At 71.3% G+C, this 16,531-nt stretch carries 15 protein-coding genes and 1 pseudogene; 15 read left to right on the forward strand and 1 reads right to left on the reverse strand.

The window, feature by feature from the left end; all coding sequences use genetic code 11:
* From AB0C29_RS08365 to AB0C29_RS08410, 10 genes are all read left to right on the forward strand, one after another.
* Positions 1 to 912 (forward strand): histidine kinase (locus AB0C29_RS08365; protein WP_360817030.1); only part of this gene is annotated, 912 nt, incomplete at its 5' end.
* Positions 909 to 1,652 carry a LytTR family DNA-binding domain-containing protein gene (locus AB0C29_RS08370; protein ID WP_360546481.1) on the forward strand — a complete coding sequence of 248 codons (744 nt, stop codon included), beginning with the start codon at positions 909 to 911 and terminating at the stop codon, positions 1,650 to 1,652. The genes AB0C29_RS08365 and AB0C29_RS08370, both read left to right, overlap by 4 nt.
* Positions 1,653 to 1,875: 223 nt before the next feature.
* Positions 1,876 to 2,571: a response regulator transcription factor gene (locus AB0C29_RS08375; protein WP_360817033.1), complete on the forward strand. Its 696-nt coding sequence runs from the start codon at positions 1,876 to 1,878 to the stop codon at positions 2,569 to 2,571.
* The gene (locus tag AB0C29_RS08380; protein ID WP_360817036.1) at positions 2,568 to 3,719 is read left to right on the forward strand and encodes an ATP-binding protein; all 1,152 of its coding nucleotides are present in this window, start codon (positions 2,568 to 2,570) and stop codon (positions 3,717 to 3,719) included. The genes AB0C29_RS08375 and AB0C29_RS08380 overlap by 4 nt, the downstream gene beginning before the upstream one ends.
* Positions 3,720 to 4,421: 702 nt before the next feature.
* On the forward strand, positions 4,422 to 5,975 hold the full coding sequence (locus AB0C29_RS08385) for a DUF4173 domain-containing protein (protein ID WP_360817038.1): 1,554 nt from the start codon (positions 4,422 to 4,424) through the stop codon (positions 5,973 to 5,975).
* A gap of 74 nt (positions 5,976 to 6,049) precedes the next feature.
* Complete coding sequence (locus AB0C29_RS08390) at positions 6,050 to 6,445, forward strand: hypothetical protein (RefSeq protein ID WP_360546489.1); 396 nt, start codon at positions 6,050 to 6,052, stop codon at positions 6,443 to 6,445.
* Entirely contained in the window at positions 6,442 to 8,079 is a 1,638-nt protein-coding gene (locus AB0C29_RS08395) for a cation acetate symporter (protein ID WP_360817041.1), read from the forward strand. Before AB0C29_RS08390 ends, AB0C29_RS08395 begins: the two co-directional genes overlap by 4 nt.
* Positions 8,080 to 8,188: 109 nt before the next feature.
* On the forward strand, positions 8,189 to 8,824 hold the full coding sequence (locus tag AB0C29_RS08400) for a hypothetical protein (RefSeq protein ID WP_360817043.1): 636 nt from the start codon (positions 8,189 to 8,191) through the stop codon (positions 8,822 to 8,824).
* Between the two features lie 90 nt (positions 8,825 to 8,914).
* Complete coding sequence (locus AB0C29_RS08405; RefSeq protein ID WP_360817046.1) at positions 8,915 to 9,691, forward strand: ABC transporter ATP-binding protein; 777 nt, start codon at positions 8,915 to 8,917, stop codon at positions 9,689 to 9,691.
* Complete coding sequence (locus tag AB0C29_RS08410) at positions 9,682 to 11,280, forward strand: ABC transporter permease (protein ID WP_360817048.1); 1,599 nt, start codon at positions 9,682 to 9,684, stop codon at positions 11,278 to 11,280. The genes AB0C29_RS08405 and AB0C29_RS08410 overlap by 10 nt, the downstream gene beginning before the upstream one ends.
* On the opposite strand, the gene trpS is transcribed toward AB0C29_RS08410, so the two are convergent.
* Positions 11,274 to 12,299, reverse strand: a complete 1,026-nt coding sequence (trpS, locus tag AB0C29_RS08415; protein WP_360817051.1) for a tryptophan--tRNA ligase — start codon at positions 12,297 to 12,299, stop codon at positions 11,274 to 11,276. The genes AB0C29_RS08410 and trpS overlap by 7 nt on opposite strands.
* Positions 12,300 to 12,460: 161 nt before the next feature.
* Here trpS and AB0C29_RS08420 point away from each other — a divergent pair, with 161 nt between their 5' ends.
* The 5 genes and pseudogenes from AB0C29_RS08420 to AB0C29_RS08440 all read left to right on the forward strand — a co-directional run.
* Positions 12,461 to 13,000 (forward strand): flavin reductase family protein, encoded by a 540-nt coding sequence (locus tag AB0C29_RS08420; RefSeq protein ID WP_360817054.1) that lies wholly within the window; start codon positions 12,461 to 12,463, stop codon positions 12,998 to 13,000.
* Between the two features lie 109 nt (positions 13,001 to 13,109).
* Positions 13,110 to 13,508 (forward strand): DUF485 domain-containing protein, encoded by a 399-nt coding sequence (locus tag AB0C29_RS08425; RefSeq protein WP_360817057.1) that lies wholly within the window; start codon positions 13,110 to 13,112, stop codon positions 13,506 to 13,508.
* Positions 13,508 to 15,187, forward strand: coding sequence for a cation acetate symporter (locus AB0C29_RS08430; protein WP_360817060.1), 1,680 nt, complete (start codon positions 13,508 to 13,510; stop codon positions 15,185 to 15,187). The genes AB0C29_RS08425 and AB0C29_RS08430 overlap by 1 nt, the downstream gene beginning before the upstream one ends.
* Positions 15,188 to 15,256: 69 nt before the next feature.
* Entirely contained in the window at positions 15,257 to 16,222 is a 966-nt protein-coding gene (locus AB0C29_RS08435) for an NAD-dependent epimerase/dehydratase family protein (protein ID WP_360817062.1), read from the forward strand.
* A 110-nt stretch (positions 16,223 to 16,332) separates the two neighbouring features.
* Positions 16,333 to 16,531: pseudogene (locus tag AB0C29_RS08440) on the forward strand (hypothetical protein); the annotation flags it as partial.

The raw sequence follows: 16,531 nt of genomic DNA on the forward strand, positions 1-16,531 counted from the left end.
GCCCAGTTCACCGCGGCGGCCGTCCGGGCCGTCCGGGCGAACCGGGCGATCGTGCTGGGCGGCGCCGACCTGCCCTGCGACCGGATGGACTGCGTGGTCCGCGGCGCGGTCGTCGCCCCGCTGACCGGCGCCGACGGGCAGGCCGTGGCCGCGCTGGTGGCGGTGGCCGACGACCAGCCCGCGCCCGGCCTGGTCCAGGCCACCATGGAGACCGCCCGCTGGGCCAGCTCCCAGCTGGCCCTGGCCGAGCTGGACTCCTCCCGCGAACGGCTGGCCCGCGCCGAGGTACGCGCCCTGCGCGCCCAGATCAGCCCGCACTTCATCTACAACGCGCTGACCGCCATCGCCTCCTTCGTGCGCACCGACCCGGAACGCGCCCGCGAGCTGATCCTGGAGTTCGCCGAGTTCACCCGCTACTCGTTCCGCGCGCACGGCGACTTCACCACCCTGGCCGAGGAACTGCGCTCGATCGACCGGTACCTGACCATCGAACGCGCCCGGTTCGGCGACCGCCTCCAGGTCCGTCTGCAGATCGCACCCGAGGTGCTGCCGGTCGGCCTGCCGTTCCTGTGCCTGCAGCCGCTGGTGGAGAACGCGGTCCGGCACGGACTGTCGCGTAAGCCGGGCGTCGGTATGGTGAGCATCGAGGCCCGGGACGCGGGTGCCGAATGCCACATCACGGTCGAGGACGACGGGGTCGGCATGGACCCGGCCGTGCTCGCGGCCGGCATCGCCGAGGCGGTCAACGCCCGCGACGACGACGCCGGGCAGCACGTCGGGCTCTCGAACGTGGACGAGCGGCTGCGCTCGGTGTTCGGCGACCACTTCGGGCTGGTGGTGGAGACCGCGCCGGGCGCGGGGACGAAAGTGAGCATGCGGGTGCCGAAATTCCATCCCGGGGTACGGGCATGAGCCTCGTCGTGCTGGCCGTGGATGACGAGCCGCCGGCCCTGGACGAGCTCGCGTACCTGCTCAACGCCGATGACCGGGTCGCCTTCGTGCACCGGGCCGGCGACGCCACCGAGGCGCTGCGGGTGCTGCGGGATACCGAGGTCGACGCCGTGTTCCTGGACATCCGGATGCCCGGGCTGGACGGCATGGAGCTGGCCCGGATCCTGCACCGGTTCGCCCGGCCGCCGGCGATCGTGTTCGTGACCGCGTACGACGACGGCGCGGTGGACGCGTTCGACCTGGGTGTGACCGACTACGTCCGCAAGCCGGTCCGCTCCGAACGGCTGGGCGAGTCCCTGCGCCGCGTGGCCGGCCTGCGCGCCACCCCGCCCCCGGCACCGGCGAAGCCGCAGGACGAGCCCAGCATCCCGGTCGAGCTGGCCGGCACCACCCGGATGCTGCCCCGCTCGTCGGTGCGCTGGGTCGAGGCGCAGGGTGACTACGCCCGGCTGCACACGGTCGACGCGTCCCACCTGGTCCGGGTGTCGCTGGCGACGCTGGCCGAGCGCTGGGCCGACGCCGGTTTCGTCCGCATTCACAGGTCTTACCTGGTGCAGTTGCGCCTGGTCGCGGAGTTGCGGCTCACCCAATCGGGTTACGTGGTGGCGATCGACGGCGCCGAGCTGCCGGTGAGCCGGCGCCACACCCGGGAGCTGAAGGACAAGCTCATCCGCGCCGCGAAACACGACTGGACCCGCTGAACCCGCGTTACCCCCACCGGATCCACAGGGTTATCCACAAGCCCACAGCGTTATCCCCAGAGTTATCCACAGGCCGATCATCTTCACAGGTTGTCCACAAAGCCACCCCCGCCCCTGCACGACTGATCAATAGGCTGCTCGACGCGGGGCGGACCGGCGGTCACGGGGGCATGCCGGCCTTGCACCGGCCTCGCACGATGCGGGGCGGAGCAGAGGGGGCGCTGTGACGGCAAAGAGGGTCCTCGTGGTCGAGGACGAACGCACCATCGCCGAAGCGGTGGCCGCCCGGCTGCGCGCGGAGGGCTTCGAGGTCGACGTCGCCGGCGACGGCCCGAGCGCGGTCGACGCCGCCCGGCGCACCCGGCCGGACGCGATCGTCCTCGACGTCATGCTGCCCGGCTTCGACGGTCTCGAGGTCTGCCGGCGCATCCAGGCCGAACGCGGTGTGCCGGTCCTCATGCTCACGGCCCGTGACGACGAGACCGACCTGCTGGTCGGCCTGGCGGTCGGCGCGGACGACTACCTGACCAAGCCGTTCTCGATGCGCGAGCTCACCGCCCGGGTGCACGCCCTGCTCCGCCGGGCCGGTCGCAGCTCCACCCCGAGCGAGCCCACCCCGGCGGAGTCACAGCTGCTGCGCTTCGGCGACCTCGAGATCAACCTGGCCGAGCGCCGGGTCCAGCGGGCCGGCGTCGAGGCCAGACTGACCCCCACGGAGTTCGACCTGCTCGTGCACCTGGCCGGCCGGCCCCGCACGGTGCTGCCCCGGGAACGGCTGCTCGCCGACGTGTGGGGCTGGGCCGACGCCTCGGGCACCCGTACGGTCGACAGCCACATCAAGGGCCTGCGTCGCAAGCTGGGCGCCGACCTGATCCGTACGGTCCACGGCGTCGGGTACGCCCTGGAAGTCGAACGATGAACTCCCCGCTGCTCAGCCGCCTGCTGCGCTGGGTGTCGCGGCCGCTGAGCCTGGCCCTCGGCTGGCTGGCGCCGGCGCTCGGCCTGCTGCCCCGCCCACTCGACCCGGTCCGCTCGATCAAGGCGAAGCTGTCGGTGGCACTCGGCCTGGCCGGCGGTGTCGGCCTGCTGATCTTCTGGTGGAGCCTCGACTTCATGCGCGTGGAGCTGTCCTGGTTCGCGATCGCGGTCGCCCTGGGGCTGGTCACCCTCCAGGTGGCGGCGCACGGCACCACGGTCCCGCTGCGAGAGATGACCGACGCGGCCCGGGCGATGGCCCGCGGCGACTACACCCGCCGGGTCCGCGCCACATCCCGCGACGAGATCGGCGAGCTGGCCACGGCGTTCAACCAGATGGCCGCAGACCTGGCCGCGGCGGACAGGCAACGCCGCGAGCTGATCGCCAACGTCTCGCACGAACTCCGCACCCCGATCACCGCCCTGCGCGGCCTCCTGGAGAACATCGTCGACGGCGTCTCCGACGCGGAGCCGGAAACGATGCGCACCGCCCTGACCCAGACCGAACGCCTCGGCCGCCTGGTCACGGAACTGCTCGACCTGTCCCGCCTGGACGCCGGCGTGGTCCCGATGGCCAGCGCACCGATCGACGTCCGAAGCTTCCTGAACGACGTGATCCGCGAAGCAACCGTGAACGCGGACGGCGCCGGTCAGGACGTCCACTTCGTGGTCGCAGCCCCGGCCCTGCGCATAGAAGGCGACCGCGAACGCCTGCACCAGGTCTTCGCCAACCTGCTCGACAACGCGGCCCGGCACAGCCCACCGGGCGGCACGGTCACCGTCCGGGCCGAACGCCACGACGACCACGTGGTGGTGGCGGTGGCGGACGAGGGCGAAGGCATCCCGCCGGCCGACCGCGACCGGGTCTTCGAACGCTTCACCCGAGGCGAACGAGCCAAGGACGGGGGTACGGGGCTGGGACTGGCGATCGCCCACTGGGTGGTCCAGCTCCACGGCGGAACGATCGCGGTCGTCGACCCGGCTCGGCCCACGACCGCCAACCCACCGGGGACGACTGTGCAGGCGCAGCGGCCGGGTTGCCTCATTCATGTGACTTTGCCCTTGCAGCCGGGTCGTCCCTCGCACTCCTGACGCAGTTCGGCTCTCACCCTCCTGGAGGAGGAACTCACCGTGTCCACGAATCAAGCTCCGACGCCCGAGAACGAACCGGCCGGCGCGCCTGATCACTCAGCGGGCGATCAGGCGGCTGCGTCGGCGCCGCCTGCTCCTTCGTCGGCCGCGCCGAGCGACACCAGCTCGACAAGCGACAAGGTCAAGGCTGGGCCTGCCTCGTCGTGGCCGACTCGGGTGGTTCCGCCGGCATCGGCGGCTGCCGCGGCCGCGCCATCGGCTCAGCCAGCGTCGCCAACCGGCGGCTCGGCAGGCGGCAGTCCCGCAGGTAGCCCGGCTGCATCCCCGCTCCCCACCCAAACCGCAGCCTCGGAAACCAGACCCGGCTCGGCAACCGCACCGGGCGGGCCCATCGCCACACCACCGCCTGCTGGGCCGCCGGCTCAGACAAAGCGGGTGGCAACCCCCGAATGGATCCGCGCACAGGCCGCCGGCCAACCCGGCCAACCAGGCCAAGCCGGCGCCCCGGCGAGCCGCACCGCCCTGGCCACCGCCCAGACCAGCCACGCACAACCCGCCCTGGCGACACCCGGCCTCGCACACCAAGGCGCAGCAAAACAAGGCCCGCCACAACAAGGCCCGCCACAACAGGGCCAGGCAAGATCAGGCCCAACGCCGCAGCCACCGAGGCAGCCCGGCTCACCCGGCGCACAACCGGCCGCCATGCAGGTAGCCCAACTGCACGGACCATGGGCCGACGTATCCCTGTTCGGCAACCGCTGGCCCGGCCCCACCCGCCCGGCCTCCCGCGCAACCATCGTCGCCCTCCTGGTCGCCGCCGCCGTGGCCGCCCTGAGCGTCCCTCTCGACCGAGCCGGCGTCGGCTGGTTCGTCACCGCGATCGCCGGCGTCGCCGCCCTGGTCGTCGCCCGCATCGTGCCCGATCCCGAGCCCAGGACCACCGGCCCCGCCCCGCTCGTCCGCCGCGGCCCCCGAACGCTCAGCAACGCCCGCTACTTCTGGTCGTCAGCCACCGTCGCCCTGCTCGCAGTCGGCACGTTCCGGGCCGCGGGCTGGCTGTTCTTCCTCTGCCTGTGCACCGCCGCGATCACCGGCGCGCTGGCCGTAGCCGGTGGACGCTCCCTGCGCGCGATGGTCGTCGCCGTGCTCATGGCTCCACTCGCGAGCTTCCGCGCCCTCCCCTGGGTCCGGCGCGGGTTCACCGCCGTCCGCGCAAAGGGTGGCGGCAAGGGTCTTCGGGTCACCGCCACGATTTCCGTCTCGGTCGCACTTCTTGTTGTCTTCGGATCGTTGTTCGCCTCAGCCGATGCCGCCTTCGCCGATCTGGTCGGCCGGGCGATGCCGGACATCAACGGCGTCACCGTTTTCCGCTGGGTCTTCGTCTTCGTCGTCACCGCGTTCGTCCTCGGCGGCGCCGCGTATCTGCGGGCCGCGCCGCCGGATCTCGACGGGCTGGAGCGGTCCGGTGGTCGTCGGGTCGCCCGGCTCGAGTGGGCGGTGCCGTTGACGTTGCTGGTGCTGCTGTTCGCCATGTTCGTCGCCGTGCAGCTGACCGTCCTGTTCGGAGGGTCGAAGCATGTTCTGGACACCGACGGCCTGACCTACGCCGAGTACGCCCGCGGCGGCTTCTGGCAGCTGCTGGTTGTCACCGGGCTGACGCTCCTGGTTCTCGCCGGGGCAGCTCGCTGGGCTCCGCGGGACACCGGCACCGACCGCGTCCTGATCCGCGTGATCCTCGGCGCGCTCTCCCTGCTCACCCTGGTCGTGGTCGCCTCGGCCACCCATCGCATGGACCTCTACGCCGACACGTACGGCCTGACCCGGCTGCGCCTGCTCGTTTCGCTCTGTGAGTTGTGGCTGGGCCTCGTCTTCGTGCTCATCCTGATCGCGGGCATCCGGCTCACCGCGTTGTGGCTGCCCCGGGCCGTGGTCGCCGCCGGGGTGCTGACATTGCTCGGCCTCGCCGGCGCCAACCCGGACCGGCTGATCGCCGACCACAACGTCACCCGGTACGAGCAGACCGATCGGATCGACACCCGGTACCTGTCGAACCTCTCGGCCGACGCGGTCCCGGCCCTGGACCGGCTGACCGGCGCCAACCGGAACTGCGTGCTCGCCCCGATCGCCGCCGAGCTCAAGCAGAACGAGGACGACTGGCGCGGCTGGAATCTGGGGCGGCATCAGGCCCGGGATCTGCTGGCGCACAAGCCGGCGCCGGCACCGTCAACTTGCCCGGGCGACTACCCCTCGTACTGACCGAGGAGGCAGCCGCGCCCGCCGTGCCGAGGTCGTGTCTTGACATCGGCGCGGCGGCGGCAAGACTGCCGGGCATGGACGGCGACCCGACGGACGGCACCAAGGTACGGCGTACCCGCGTCGTCCTCGGTGAGGCGGCCGCGCGCCGGCCCGCGCCCGACCCCGCCCGGGCCGACCTCGCCGAGCAGACGCCGGTCGGCGAGGCGCTGGTCAAAGGGCTGGTACGGGCCCAGCTGGCGCTCGCCCTGCGACTCTCGCTGGTCGTGGTCACCGGGCTCGGTGCGCTGCCGCTGCTGTTCGCCGTGGCGCCCGCGGTCGGCCGGGCCAAACTGCTCGGCGTCAACCTGCCCTGGCTGCTGCTCGGCCTGCTCTCCTTCCCGTTCCTGATCGGGGTCGGCTGGGCCTACGTGCGCTGGGCCGAACGCAACGAGCAGGACTTCACCGCCGTCATCAACAGGCCGGAAGGGTGAACCCGTACGTCGTCCCGGGGCTGATCCTGGTCGTGGCGATCACGGTCGGGATCGGCGCGTACGGGCTGCGCTTCGCCCGTACCACCTCCGACTTCCTGGTCGCCTCCCGTTCGGTCAGCCCCAGCTGGAACGCCGCCGCGATCAGTGGCGAGTACCTCTCCGCCGCGTCCTTCCTCGGCGTCGCCGGCCTGGTGCTGCGCTACGGCGTCGACGTGCTCTGGTATCCCGTCGGGTTCGCGGCCGGCTATCTCGCCCTGCTGCTGTTCGTCGCCGCCCCGCTGCGCCGTTCGGGTGCGTTCACCCTGCCGGACTTCTGCCAGGTGCGGCTGCGGTCGCCGGTGCTGCGCCGGCTCGCCACCGTCTTCGTCGTCTTCATCGGCTGTCTCTACCTGGTGCCGCAGCTGCAGGGCGCCGGCCTGACGTTCACCACGGTCACCGGCGGCCGGTACGAGTGGGGTGCGCTGCTCGTGGGCCTGGTCGTCACCGCCAACGTGGCGCTGGGCGGGATGCGGGCGATCACCTTCGTGCAGGCGTTCCAGTACTGGCTGAAGCTGACCGCTCTGGCCGTACCGGTGATCTTCCTGGTAATGCAGTGGCAGTCGGACGGGCGCCCGGCCGTGACGCCCCCGGCCGGCCCGACGTTCTCGGCGACCACGACCGTGACCTTCACCGATGCGGCGACCCTGACGCTGCCCGACGGCTCGCAGAGCCGGGTCGTCGAGGGCGAGGAGCGCACCTTCGCGGCCGGTGAGGCCGTGCCCGAGGTCAGCTCCGTCGACGACAACCGCGGCGCCGGCTGGCTGCTGCCCGGCGGTGACAGCACGCTCTTCGCCACCTATTCGCTGATCCTCGCCACGTTCCTGGGCACCATGGGTCTGCCGCACGTGCTGGTCCGCTTCTACACCAACCCGGACGGCGCCTCGGCCCGGCGCACGACCCTCGTGGTCCTCGCCCTGGTCGGCTGCTTCTACCTGCTGCCCACCCTGTACGGCGTCCTCGGCCGGATCTACACCCCGCAGCTGCTGATGACCGGGCGCACCGACGCCGTGGTCCTGCTCCTGCCCGAGGCGGCACTCGGCGGCGGACATCTGGGCCAGTTCCTCGGCGCCCTGGTCACCGCGGGCGCCCTGGCCGCGTTCCTGTCCACCTCGTCGGGCCTGCTCACCAGCGTCGCCGGGGTGGTCTTCACCGACATCCTGCACGCCGACCGGGGTGGTTCCGTGCGGGACTTCCGGCTGGCCACCGTGCTCGCCGCCATCGTGCCGATGGCGCTGTCGATCTACGTCGCCAACATGGACGTCTCGCGGGTGGTCGGGCTGGCCTTCGCCGTGGCCGCGTCGAGTTTCTGCCCGCTGCTCGTGCTCGGCATCTGGTGGCGGGGGCTCACCGATGTCGGCGCGGTGGCGGGGATCCTGGCCGGCGGCGGGGCCGCGATGGCCGCGGTGCTGATCACGGTGCTGGGCCCGCCGCTGTCCGGCTGGCCGGCGCAGCTGATCGAGCAGCCCGCGGCCTGGACGGTGCCGCTGGCCTTCCTGGTCATGGTGGTCGGTTCGCTGCTGAGCAAGCGCCGGGTGCCGGCCGACATCGGGGCGACCATGCTGCGGTTGCACGCCCCGGAGTCGCTTCGTCTCTGAGGATCACCCTTAACAATATTTAAGAAACTTGTCTGAACTCTTCGCGGCGACCGCCCCGTAGCTAACGATGCTGCAACGGGGCAGCCGGACGAACGCGAAGGAGCGCTGCATGTACCGCAGGAACAGGATGAGCGGCCGGGCCCGGAAACTGCTGATCGGCGTGGCGGCCGCGACACTGGCCGGCGGGGCGTTCGCGGTGAGCACCGGCATGAGCAGCGCGGGCGAGAACTGCGCGGGCCTGGACGGCGCCCTGCGCAACAACCTGGACTTCATCGCCGGCCAGCGAGCCAACCCGGACGCCCTCTCGGACGCGCGCATCGCCAACCGGCAGGCCGTCGTCGACCTGATCAACCAGCGCCGCGCGACCGCCGGCTGCACCGGCAACGTGCAGGCCGCGCCTACGAAGGCACCGACCAAGGCACCCACCAAGGCACCCACAAAAGCACCGACCAAGGCACCGGCCCAGGCCCCGACCAACGCCACCCCGCCAAAAGCCGGCGACGTCGTCTGCAAGGGCTCGACCGTGACCCTGTCCGGTGAGGCCGGCGCCCCGGCGGCGTCCAGCGGCACGTTCCCGATCGGCACCACGCTCAAGGTGACGAACCTCGACAACAACAAGAGCATCACCGTCAAGGTGGCGACCCCGTCGGGCAGTTGTGTACTGCTCAACAACGCCGCCTTCGAGGAGGTCCGCGAGGCGGGCAAGTTCCTCATCCGGCGCGCCGTGATCGAACGGGTGGGCTGAACGGGGGTCCACCCTTTCCAGGTGTGACAAGTGGCCCGGACCATCCGCAGGGGTGGCCCGGGCCGCTTACCAACCGTTAGGTTCGGGGGCATGACGGTTCCCCACCAGCGCCTGAGCCCGGATCCGGCGCTCGCGCTGCGTGGTCTCGTCAAGCGGTTCGACACCAAGCTGGCGGTCGCCGGCATCGATCTTGACGTGCCGGCCGGCTCCTTCTTCGGCCTGCTCGGCCCCAACGGCGCCGGCAAGACCACCACCCTCTCGATGGCCGTCGGCCTGCTGCGGCCCGACGCGGGCCAGGCCCGGATCCTGGGGTACGACGTGTGGGCCGACCCGTCCGCGGCGAAGGCCCGGATCGGCGTGCTGCCCGACGGCGTACGCCTCTTCGACCGGCTCACCGGCACCGAGCTGCTGGCGTACCACGGGCTGTTGCGCGGGATGGACGCCGACGTCGTCGATCAGCGTTCCGCCGAGCTGCTGGACGTGCTGGCCCTGGGCGCCGACAACCGCACCCTGGTCGTCGACTACTCGGCGGGCATGAAGAAGAAGATCGGCCTGGCCTGTGCCATGTTGCACGCGCCCCGGCTGCTGGTGCTGGACGAGCCGTTCGAGGCGGTCGACCCGGTGTCCGCCGCGTTGATCCGCGACATCCTGCAGCGTTATGTCTCCGGCGGCGGCACGGTCGTCTTCTCCAGCCACGTCATGGCCGTGGTCGAGCGGCTGTGCAGCCACGTCGCGATCCTCGCCGACGGCTCGATCCGGCTGGGCGGCACGCTCGCCCAGGTCCGCGGCGAACGCTCGCTGGAGGACGTCTTCGTCGAGGTCGTCGGCGGCCGGACAGCAACCGGGTCGGAACTCGCGTGGCTGTAGGCGTCCGGCACTTCGTCAAACTGAAGCTGCGCATCACCGCGAACGGCCTGCGGGGTCAGACCTGGCGGGTGGCCCTGTTCGTGCTCGGCGCGGTCCTCGCCGCGTGCGCCGCCGTCGGCGGGTACGCCCTGTTCAGCCTGCCCGGCCTGCTCGGTGAGCAGCGGGCTGCCGAGGTGGCCCTGCCGTTGGCCGGCGGTCTGCTCGTGCTGGGCTGGCTGTTCCTGCCGCTGGTCTTCTTCGGCGTGGACGAATCCCTCGATCCCGCCCGTTTCGCGCTGCTGCCGTTGCCCCGGCGCACGCTGATCCGGGGCCTGTTCGTCGCGTCGCTGGCCGGGGTGCCGGCGCTGGCCACGTTCGCCGGGACGCTGGGCATGGTCGACTCGGCGGCCCGGCTCGGCGGGCCGGGGGCCGCCCTGGTGCAGTTCGTCGGCGTGGTGACCGGCATCCTGCTCTGCGCGGCGATCAGCCGGTCGCTGACCAGCGCCTTCGCGACAGCACTGCGGTCGCGGCGGGCCCGTGATCTGGCCACCGTGCTGCTGGCCTGTGTCGCCGCGCTGCTCGGGCCGCTGCAACTGGCCGCGCTCGCCGGGGCCGAGAACGCCGACTGGACCGGCGTCGCCCGGGTCGCCGACGTCGTCGCCTGGACGCCGTTCGGGGCGCCGTACAGCATGGGTCTGGATGTGGCCGCGGGCCGGCTGTGGGCCGTACCGGTGAAGCTTGTCCTGGTCCTGGCCACGATCGGCCTTTTGCTGTGGTGGTGGTCGGCGACCCTCGAACGCGCGATGCTCGGCTCGGTCGGCCGGTCCGGCCGGCGGGAGCGGGCGGCCTCGGCGCGCAAGCCGGTCGCCCAGCTCGTGCCCGGCTGGCTGCCCCGCACCCGGTTCGGCGCGCTGACCGCCCGCGAGATGCGGTACTGGTGGCGCGAGACGCGGCGGCGGGCCAGCCTCATCACCTTCAGCGTGGTGGGCATCTTCCTGCCGGTCTTCATCGGCGTGAGCAGCGGCACCGCCGGCGCCCCGACCGGCATGCTGATCTTCGTCGGTGCGCTGGCCGCGGTGAGCCTGGCCAACCAGTTCGGCTTCGAGGGCAGTGCCTACGCGGCCAACGTCGTGGCCGGCGTCCCCGGCCGGCTCGAGCTGACCTCGCGGGTCGCCGGCTTCTCCGTGTACGTGGTCCCGTCGCTGCTGGTGATCGCGATCGTGGTGGGGGTCGCCGTAGGCCGCCCGGAGACGATCCCCGCCCTGGTCGGCATGCTGGCCGCGGCGTACGGCGTCGGCCTCGCCCTGGTCCTGCCGATCTCGGTCCGGGTCGCCTACGCACTGCCCGACACGGCCAACCCGTTCGCCCTGTCCTCGGGCGGCGGCATGGCCAAGGGTCTGCTGACCTTCGCGGCCCTGTTCGGCGCGGCGCTGATCACCGTGCCGATGCAGCTCGTCGCGTTCCTGGCCCACGACGTCTGGCTGTGGGTGGGCCTGCCGCTGGGCCTGGTCTACGGCGCCGGCGCCCTGCTGCTCGGGCTCCACCTGGCCGGTCCGATGCTGGACAGGCGGATGCCCGAGCTGCTGGCCACGGTGACCGCACGTCAGTAGAGAGTGCCCATCGCCACCCGTACCTCTTGCAGGGTCTGGTCCGCGACGGCGTTGGCCCGCGCGTTGCCGGTCCGCAGCACCTCCCGCACCAGACCCGGTTCCTGCGCGTACGCGGCCCGCCGCGCCCGCATCGGCGCAAGGAACTCGTTGACCGCCTCGGTGACCGTCCGTTTCAGGGCGGCGGCCCCGGCGGCACCGATCGTCGCGGCCACCTCGTGCGGGTCCTGGTCCAGGCAGAGCGCGGCCAGTTGGACGAGCCCGGACACCTCCGGCCGCGCCTGCGGGTCGAAGGTGATGTGCCGGTCGGCGTCGGTCTTGGCGCCACGGATCAGCCGCGCGGTCTCGTCCGCGGTGGCCGACAGGGCGATCGCGTTGCCCCGGCTCTTGCTCATCTTCGTCCCGTCGGTGCCCAGCAGCAGCGGCGCGGTGCCCAGCAACGCCTCGGGCACCGGGAAGACCGGCCCGTAGCGCTCGTTGAACCGCCGGGCCACCGTCCGGGTGACCTCGACGTGCGGCAGCTGGTCCTGGCCGACCGGCACCAGGTTGCCCTTGCAGAACAGGATGTCGGCGGCCTGATGCACCGGGTAGGTGAACATCAGCCCGCTGACCGAGCTCTGCCGGGAGTGCGCGATCTCGTCCTTGACGGTCGGGTTGCGTTGCAGCTCGGGCACGCTGACCAGGCTGAGGAACGGCAGGACGAGCTGGTTGAGGGCCGGCACCGCGCTGTGGGTGAAGATCGTCGCCCGGTCCGGGTCGAGCCCGGCGGCGAGATAGTCGAGGATCAGCCCCTCGACCGTGGGCACCAGCCGTTCAGCGACGTCGCGGTCGGTCAGCACCTGGTAGTCGGCGACCACGACGACCAGGTCGACGCCGCTCTGCTGGAGGCGGACCCGGTTGCGCAGGGTGCCGAAGTAGTGGCCGAGGTGCAGCGGACCGGTGGGCCGGTCACCGGTCAGCACGCGGAAGTCGCCGGGCCGTGCGGCGATCCGGTCCTCGAGACTCAGTGTCTGGGTGATCATCTCTGTCTCCCTGGGAGGTCGTGGACGACCCGGGAAACACAGAACGGGCCGTCCGATGGGACGGCCCGCGCGTGCGGAAGTGGCGGCCGTCGCTAGGACGGGCGCCAGCTCTGCGGGCACGCGGTGTTCACGCGACCGATATTACCGCTGCGGGCGGCACAATGTTTCCCGTGAAACCTGTCGAGCCCGGCGCGCACATCCACTCCAGTGACCCGTTCGCCACCCCGGAGCAGGACAAGTCCGCGGTGCGGCGGCTGCGCGGGCGGCTGGCCGCGCCCGTCACGCTCTGGACCGCGCCCGGACCCGCCGGTCTCACCGTCTCGTCCATGCTGGTCGCCGACGGGGAGCCCGGCCGGGTGCTGGGACTGGTCGACGAGGAGAGCGACTTCTGGGACGCCGTCTCGGTCGCCGGTCGTTTCGCCGTCACCCCGCTCGGGCCCGGCGACCAGCAACTGGCCGACCGTTTCGCCGGCCTGATGCCCGCCCCGGGCGGCCTCTTCGCCGGCGACGACTGGACCGAGACGGACTACGGCCGGGTGCCGGCGGGCGCGGGCACGTGGGCGGGCTGCCGGCTGGACGGGCAGCGACCCTACGGCTGGGGCCTGCTGGTGGAAGCGACGATCGAGGCGATTCAGCTCGATGACGCCGGGCTCGTCCCTTTGCTCCACTTCCGCGGCAGGTACCGCGGGCTCGACCGGTAAGCGCAACAGGGGCGCCGCTCGGCGCACCTGACGACCGGCAGCCAGTGATCGCCACCACTGCTTCGTACGGTGCGGAAAAGACCCGCCCCCACGAAGGTGGTGAGCCACGTTGACAACCGAAACGACCCCGACCGAGAAGTATCTCGAGGTCCAGCGATCCGATGAATTCGCCGGGTTGCGCCGCAAGCTGCGCAACTTCATTTTCCCCGTGACCGTCGCGTTCTTCCTCTGGTACGCGCTCTACGTCCTGCTCTCGGCGTACGCCCGGGGCTTCATGTCCGTGAAGCTCATCGGGAACATCAACGTCGCGCTGCTGCTCGGCCTGCTGCAGTTCGTCTCGACGTTCGTGATCGCCTGGTACTACTCCCGGTTCGCGGCCCGGCAGATCGACCCGACCGCCGACAAGATCCGTGAGGACCTGACGGCCGGTGCCGCAGCCCGCGGTGCGGCGACGCCCGCCGCCCGCGCGGACGACGCCCCCGAGACCGACACGGAGGCGGCCAAGTAATGGAACCCCACCTCTACCTCGCGGCCGAGGCCACCTCCTCGACGAGCCGCACCCTGACCATCACGCTGTTCCTGATCTTCGTCGCGATCACCCTGGCCATCACCATCTGGGCGAGCCGGCAGACCAAGACGGCGACCGACTTCTACGCCGGTGGCCGGTCGTTCTCGGGCTTCCAGAACGGCATGGCGATCGGCGGCGACTACATGTCGGCGGCCTCGTTCCTGGGCATCGCCGGCCTCATCGCCCTGTACGGCTACGACGGCTTCCTGTACTCGATCGGCTTCCTGGTCGCCTGGCTCGTCGCGCTGCTGCTGGTGGCCGAGTTCCTGCGCAACTCGGGCCGGTACACGATGGCCGACGTGCTGGCGTTCCGGATGCGTCAGCGCCCGGTGCGTACGGCGGCCTCCGTCTCCACCATCGTGGTGTCGATCTTCTACCTGATCGCCCAGATGGTCGGCGCCGGTGCGCTGGTCAGCCTGCTGCTCGGGATCAAGCCGGGCACCACGTTCCTGGGCATGGACGCCGACACCGCGAAGATCGCCACGATCATCCTGGTCGGCGCGCTCATGATCGTGTACGTCGTGGTCGGCGGCATGAAGGGCACCACGTACGTGCAGATCGTCAAGGCGTTCATGCTGATGACGGGCGCCCTGCTGATGGTCCTGCTGGTGCTGGCGCACTACAAGTTCAACCTGTCGTCGCTGCTCGGTGACGCCGCCGAACAGTCCGGCAAGGGTTCCGCGTTCCTGGAACCCGGGTTGCGGTACGGCGTCGAGACAGCCGGTGATGCGGCGAAGACGTTCTACAGCAAGATGGATCTGCTGTCGCTCGGCATCGCCCTGGTGCTCGGCACGGCCGGCCTGCCGCACATCCTGACCCGGTTCTACACCGTGCCGACCAGCAAGATCGCCCGCAAGAGCGTGCTCTGGGCGATCGGCATCATCGGCACGTTCTACCTGTTCACCCTGGCCCTGGGCTTCGGCGCGGCGGCTCTGGTGGGCGGCAAGGCGATCACCGCCCAGGACAAGGCCGGCAACACGGCCGCGCCGCAGCTGGCGCAGGCGCTGGGCATCGACTACTTCGGTGGTGACACGGGCGGCGCGGTGCTGCTCGCCATCATCGCGGCGGTCGCCTTCGCCACCATCCTCGCGGTGGTGGCCGGCCTGACCCTGGCGTCGTCGTCGAGCGTGGCGCACGACTTCTACGCCAGCGTCATGAAGCGCGGCCAGGCGTCGGAGCGCGACGAGGTACGGGTCGCCCGGATCTCGGCGTTCATCATCGGCGCCATCGCGATCCTGCTGTCGATCTTCGCCCAGAGCCTGAACGTGGCCTTCCTGGTGGCGCTCGCCTTCGCGGTGGCCGCCTCGGGCAACCTGCCGGCGATCCTCTACAGCCTGTTCTGGAAGCGGTTCAACACTTCCGGGGCGCTGTGGGCCATCTACGGCGGTCTGCTCTCCGCCGTGGTGCTGGTGTTCTTCTCGCCCGTCGTCTCCGGCTCGCCGACGGCGATGTTCCCGGACAGCGACTGGCACTGGTTCCCGCTCAGCAACCCCGGCATCATCTCGATCCCGATCGGCTTCCTCTGCGGCTGGATCGGCACGGTGATCTCGAAGGAGACGGACGCGGACAAGTACGCCGAGCTCGAGGTGCGGTCGCTGACCGGCTTCGGCGCTCACTGACGGACAGGCAGTACGGCCGGGGCCGACGTGCGAAATGCGCGTCGGCCCCGTTCGCTTAGAGTGTCGTCCATGTCAGTGCAACAGCGGTACGGCGCAGGCCATCGGATTCTCGTCAGCGGCGGCGCCGGCTTCGTGCCGTCCCACGTCGTCGACGCTCTCGTGGACCGGGGCTGCACCGTCGTGGCGATCGACAACTTCGTCACCGGGGCCAAGGAGAACGTGGCCCACCTGGCCGGCGAGCCGCGCTTCACCCTGATCGAGGCCGACCTCGTCCAGGGCCTGCCCGCGCACCCGGCGATGGCCGAGCGCTTCGACGCCATCCTGCACATGGCGTCCCCGGCCAGCCCCACCGACTTCGCCAAGCTGCCGCTGGAGATCCTCAAGGTCGGCTCGGTGGGCACGCTCGCGCTGCTCGACCGGGCGGTCGCGGACGCGGCGCGCTTCCTGATGGCGTCGACCTCCGAGGCGTACGGCGACCCGCTGGTGCACCCGCAGCCGGAGTCGTACTGGGGCAACGTCAACCCGATCGGTGTGCGGTCGGTCTACGACGAGTCCAAGCGGTTCGCCGAGGCGGCCACGATGGGCTACCACCGCTTCCACAACCTCTCCACCGCGATCGTGCGCATCTTCAACACGTACGGCCCGCGGATGCGCCCCGACGACGGCCGGGCCATCCCCACCTTCATCAGCCAGGCGCTGCGCGGTGCCCCGATCACCGTGCACGGCACCGGCGCCCAGACCCGGTCGATCACCTACGTCGACGACCTGGTCCGCGGCATCCTGCTGCTGCTCGACTCGGACGAGACCGGCCCGATCAACTGCGGCACCGAGCACGAGCTGACCATGCTCGAGCTGGCCGAGCTGATCGTGCGGCTGTGCGGCAGCGACTCGAAGATCGATCTGGTCGAGCGGATGGCCGACGACCCGGAGAAGCGCCGCCCGGACCTGACCCTGGCCCGCACCCTGCTCGGCTACGAACCGCAGGTCGGGCCGGAAGAGGGCCTGCGCCGCACGATCGACTTCTTCAAGGGCTGAGCATTTCGCCACGGTAGTGAACGTTTCACGAACAGTAATTGTCTCCTCCCTTCGTGCCGCGCCAGTGTCGATGCACGCTATGCCCGGTTCCGGGTACGTAACCTGAAGTCATGTCTGCGACCACGTCCCCTTGGGGTAGCTCCTCCGGCCGGGCTTCCGTGCCGGGCTCGATGAGCCGGGCCTCGGTGCCCGGCTCGGGCCGCGTCGGCGGCGGCGGTCCCGCATCGGCCCGCGCCGGTGTGCCGCGTGGTTACGACGACTGGCCGCCGCGCGGCTCGGGTGGCGGCCCCGGGGGTCCGGGCGGGGCGC

This window comes from Actinoplanes sp. NPDC048791 (genome assembly GCF_040650095.1).
In the GTDB taxonomy this organism is placed as follows: domain Bacteria; phylum Actinomycetota; class Actinomycetes; order Mycobacteriales; family Micromonosporaceae; genus Actinoplanes.

Coding starts and splice junctions, on each gene's coding strand:
- AB0C29_RS08370 (WP_360546481.1), top strand. CDS start 909: ATGAGCCTCGTCGTGCTGGCCGTGGATGACGAGCCGCCGGCCCTGGAC.
- AB0C29_RS08380 (WP_360817036.1), top strand. CDS start 2,568: ATGAACTCCCCGCTGCTCAGCCGCCTGCTGCGCTGGGTGTCGCGGCCG.
- AB0C29_RS08385 (WP_360817038.1), top strand. CDS start 4,422: ATGCAGGTAGCCCAACTGCACGGACCATGGGCCGACGTATCCCTGTTC.
- AB0C29_RS08390 (WP_360546489.1), top strand. CDS start 6,050: ATGGACGGCGACCCGACGGACGGCACCAAGGTACGGCGTACCCGCGTC.
- AB0C29_RS08400 (WP_360817043.1), top strand. CDS start 8,189: ATGTACCGCAGGAACAGGATGAGCGGCCGGGCCCGGAAACTGCTGATC.
- AB0C29_RS08405 (WP_360817046.1), top strand. CDS start 8,915: ATGACGGTTCCCCACCAGCGCCTGAGCCCGGATCCGGCGCTCGCGCTG.
- trpS (WP_360817051.1), bottom strand. CDS start 12,299: ATGATCACCCAGACACTGAGTCTCGAGGACCGGATCGCCGCACGGCCC.
- AB0C29_RS08420 (WP_360817054.1), top strand. CDS start 12,461: ATGTTTCCCGTGAAACCTGTCGAGCCCGGCGCGCACATCCACTCCAGT.
- AB0C29_RS08430 (WP_360817060.1), top strand. CDS start 13,508: ATGGAACCCCACCTCTACCTCGCGGCCGAGGCCACCTCCTCGACGAGC.
- AB0C29_RS08435 (WP_360817062.1), top strand. CDS start 15,257: ATGTCAGTGCAACAGCGGTACGGCGCAGGCCATCGGATTCTCGTCAGC.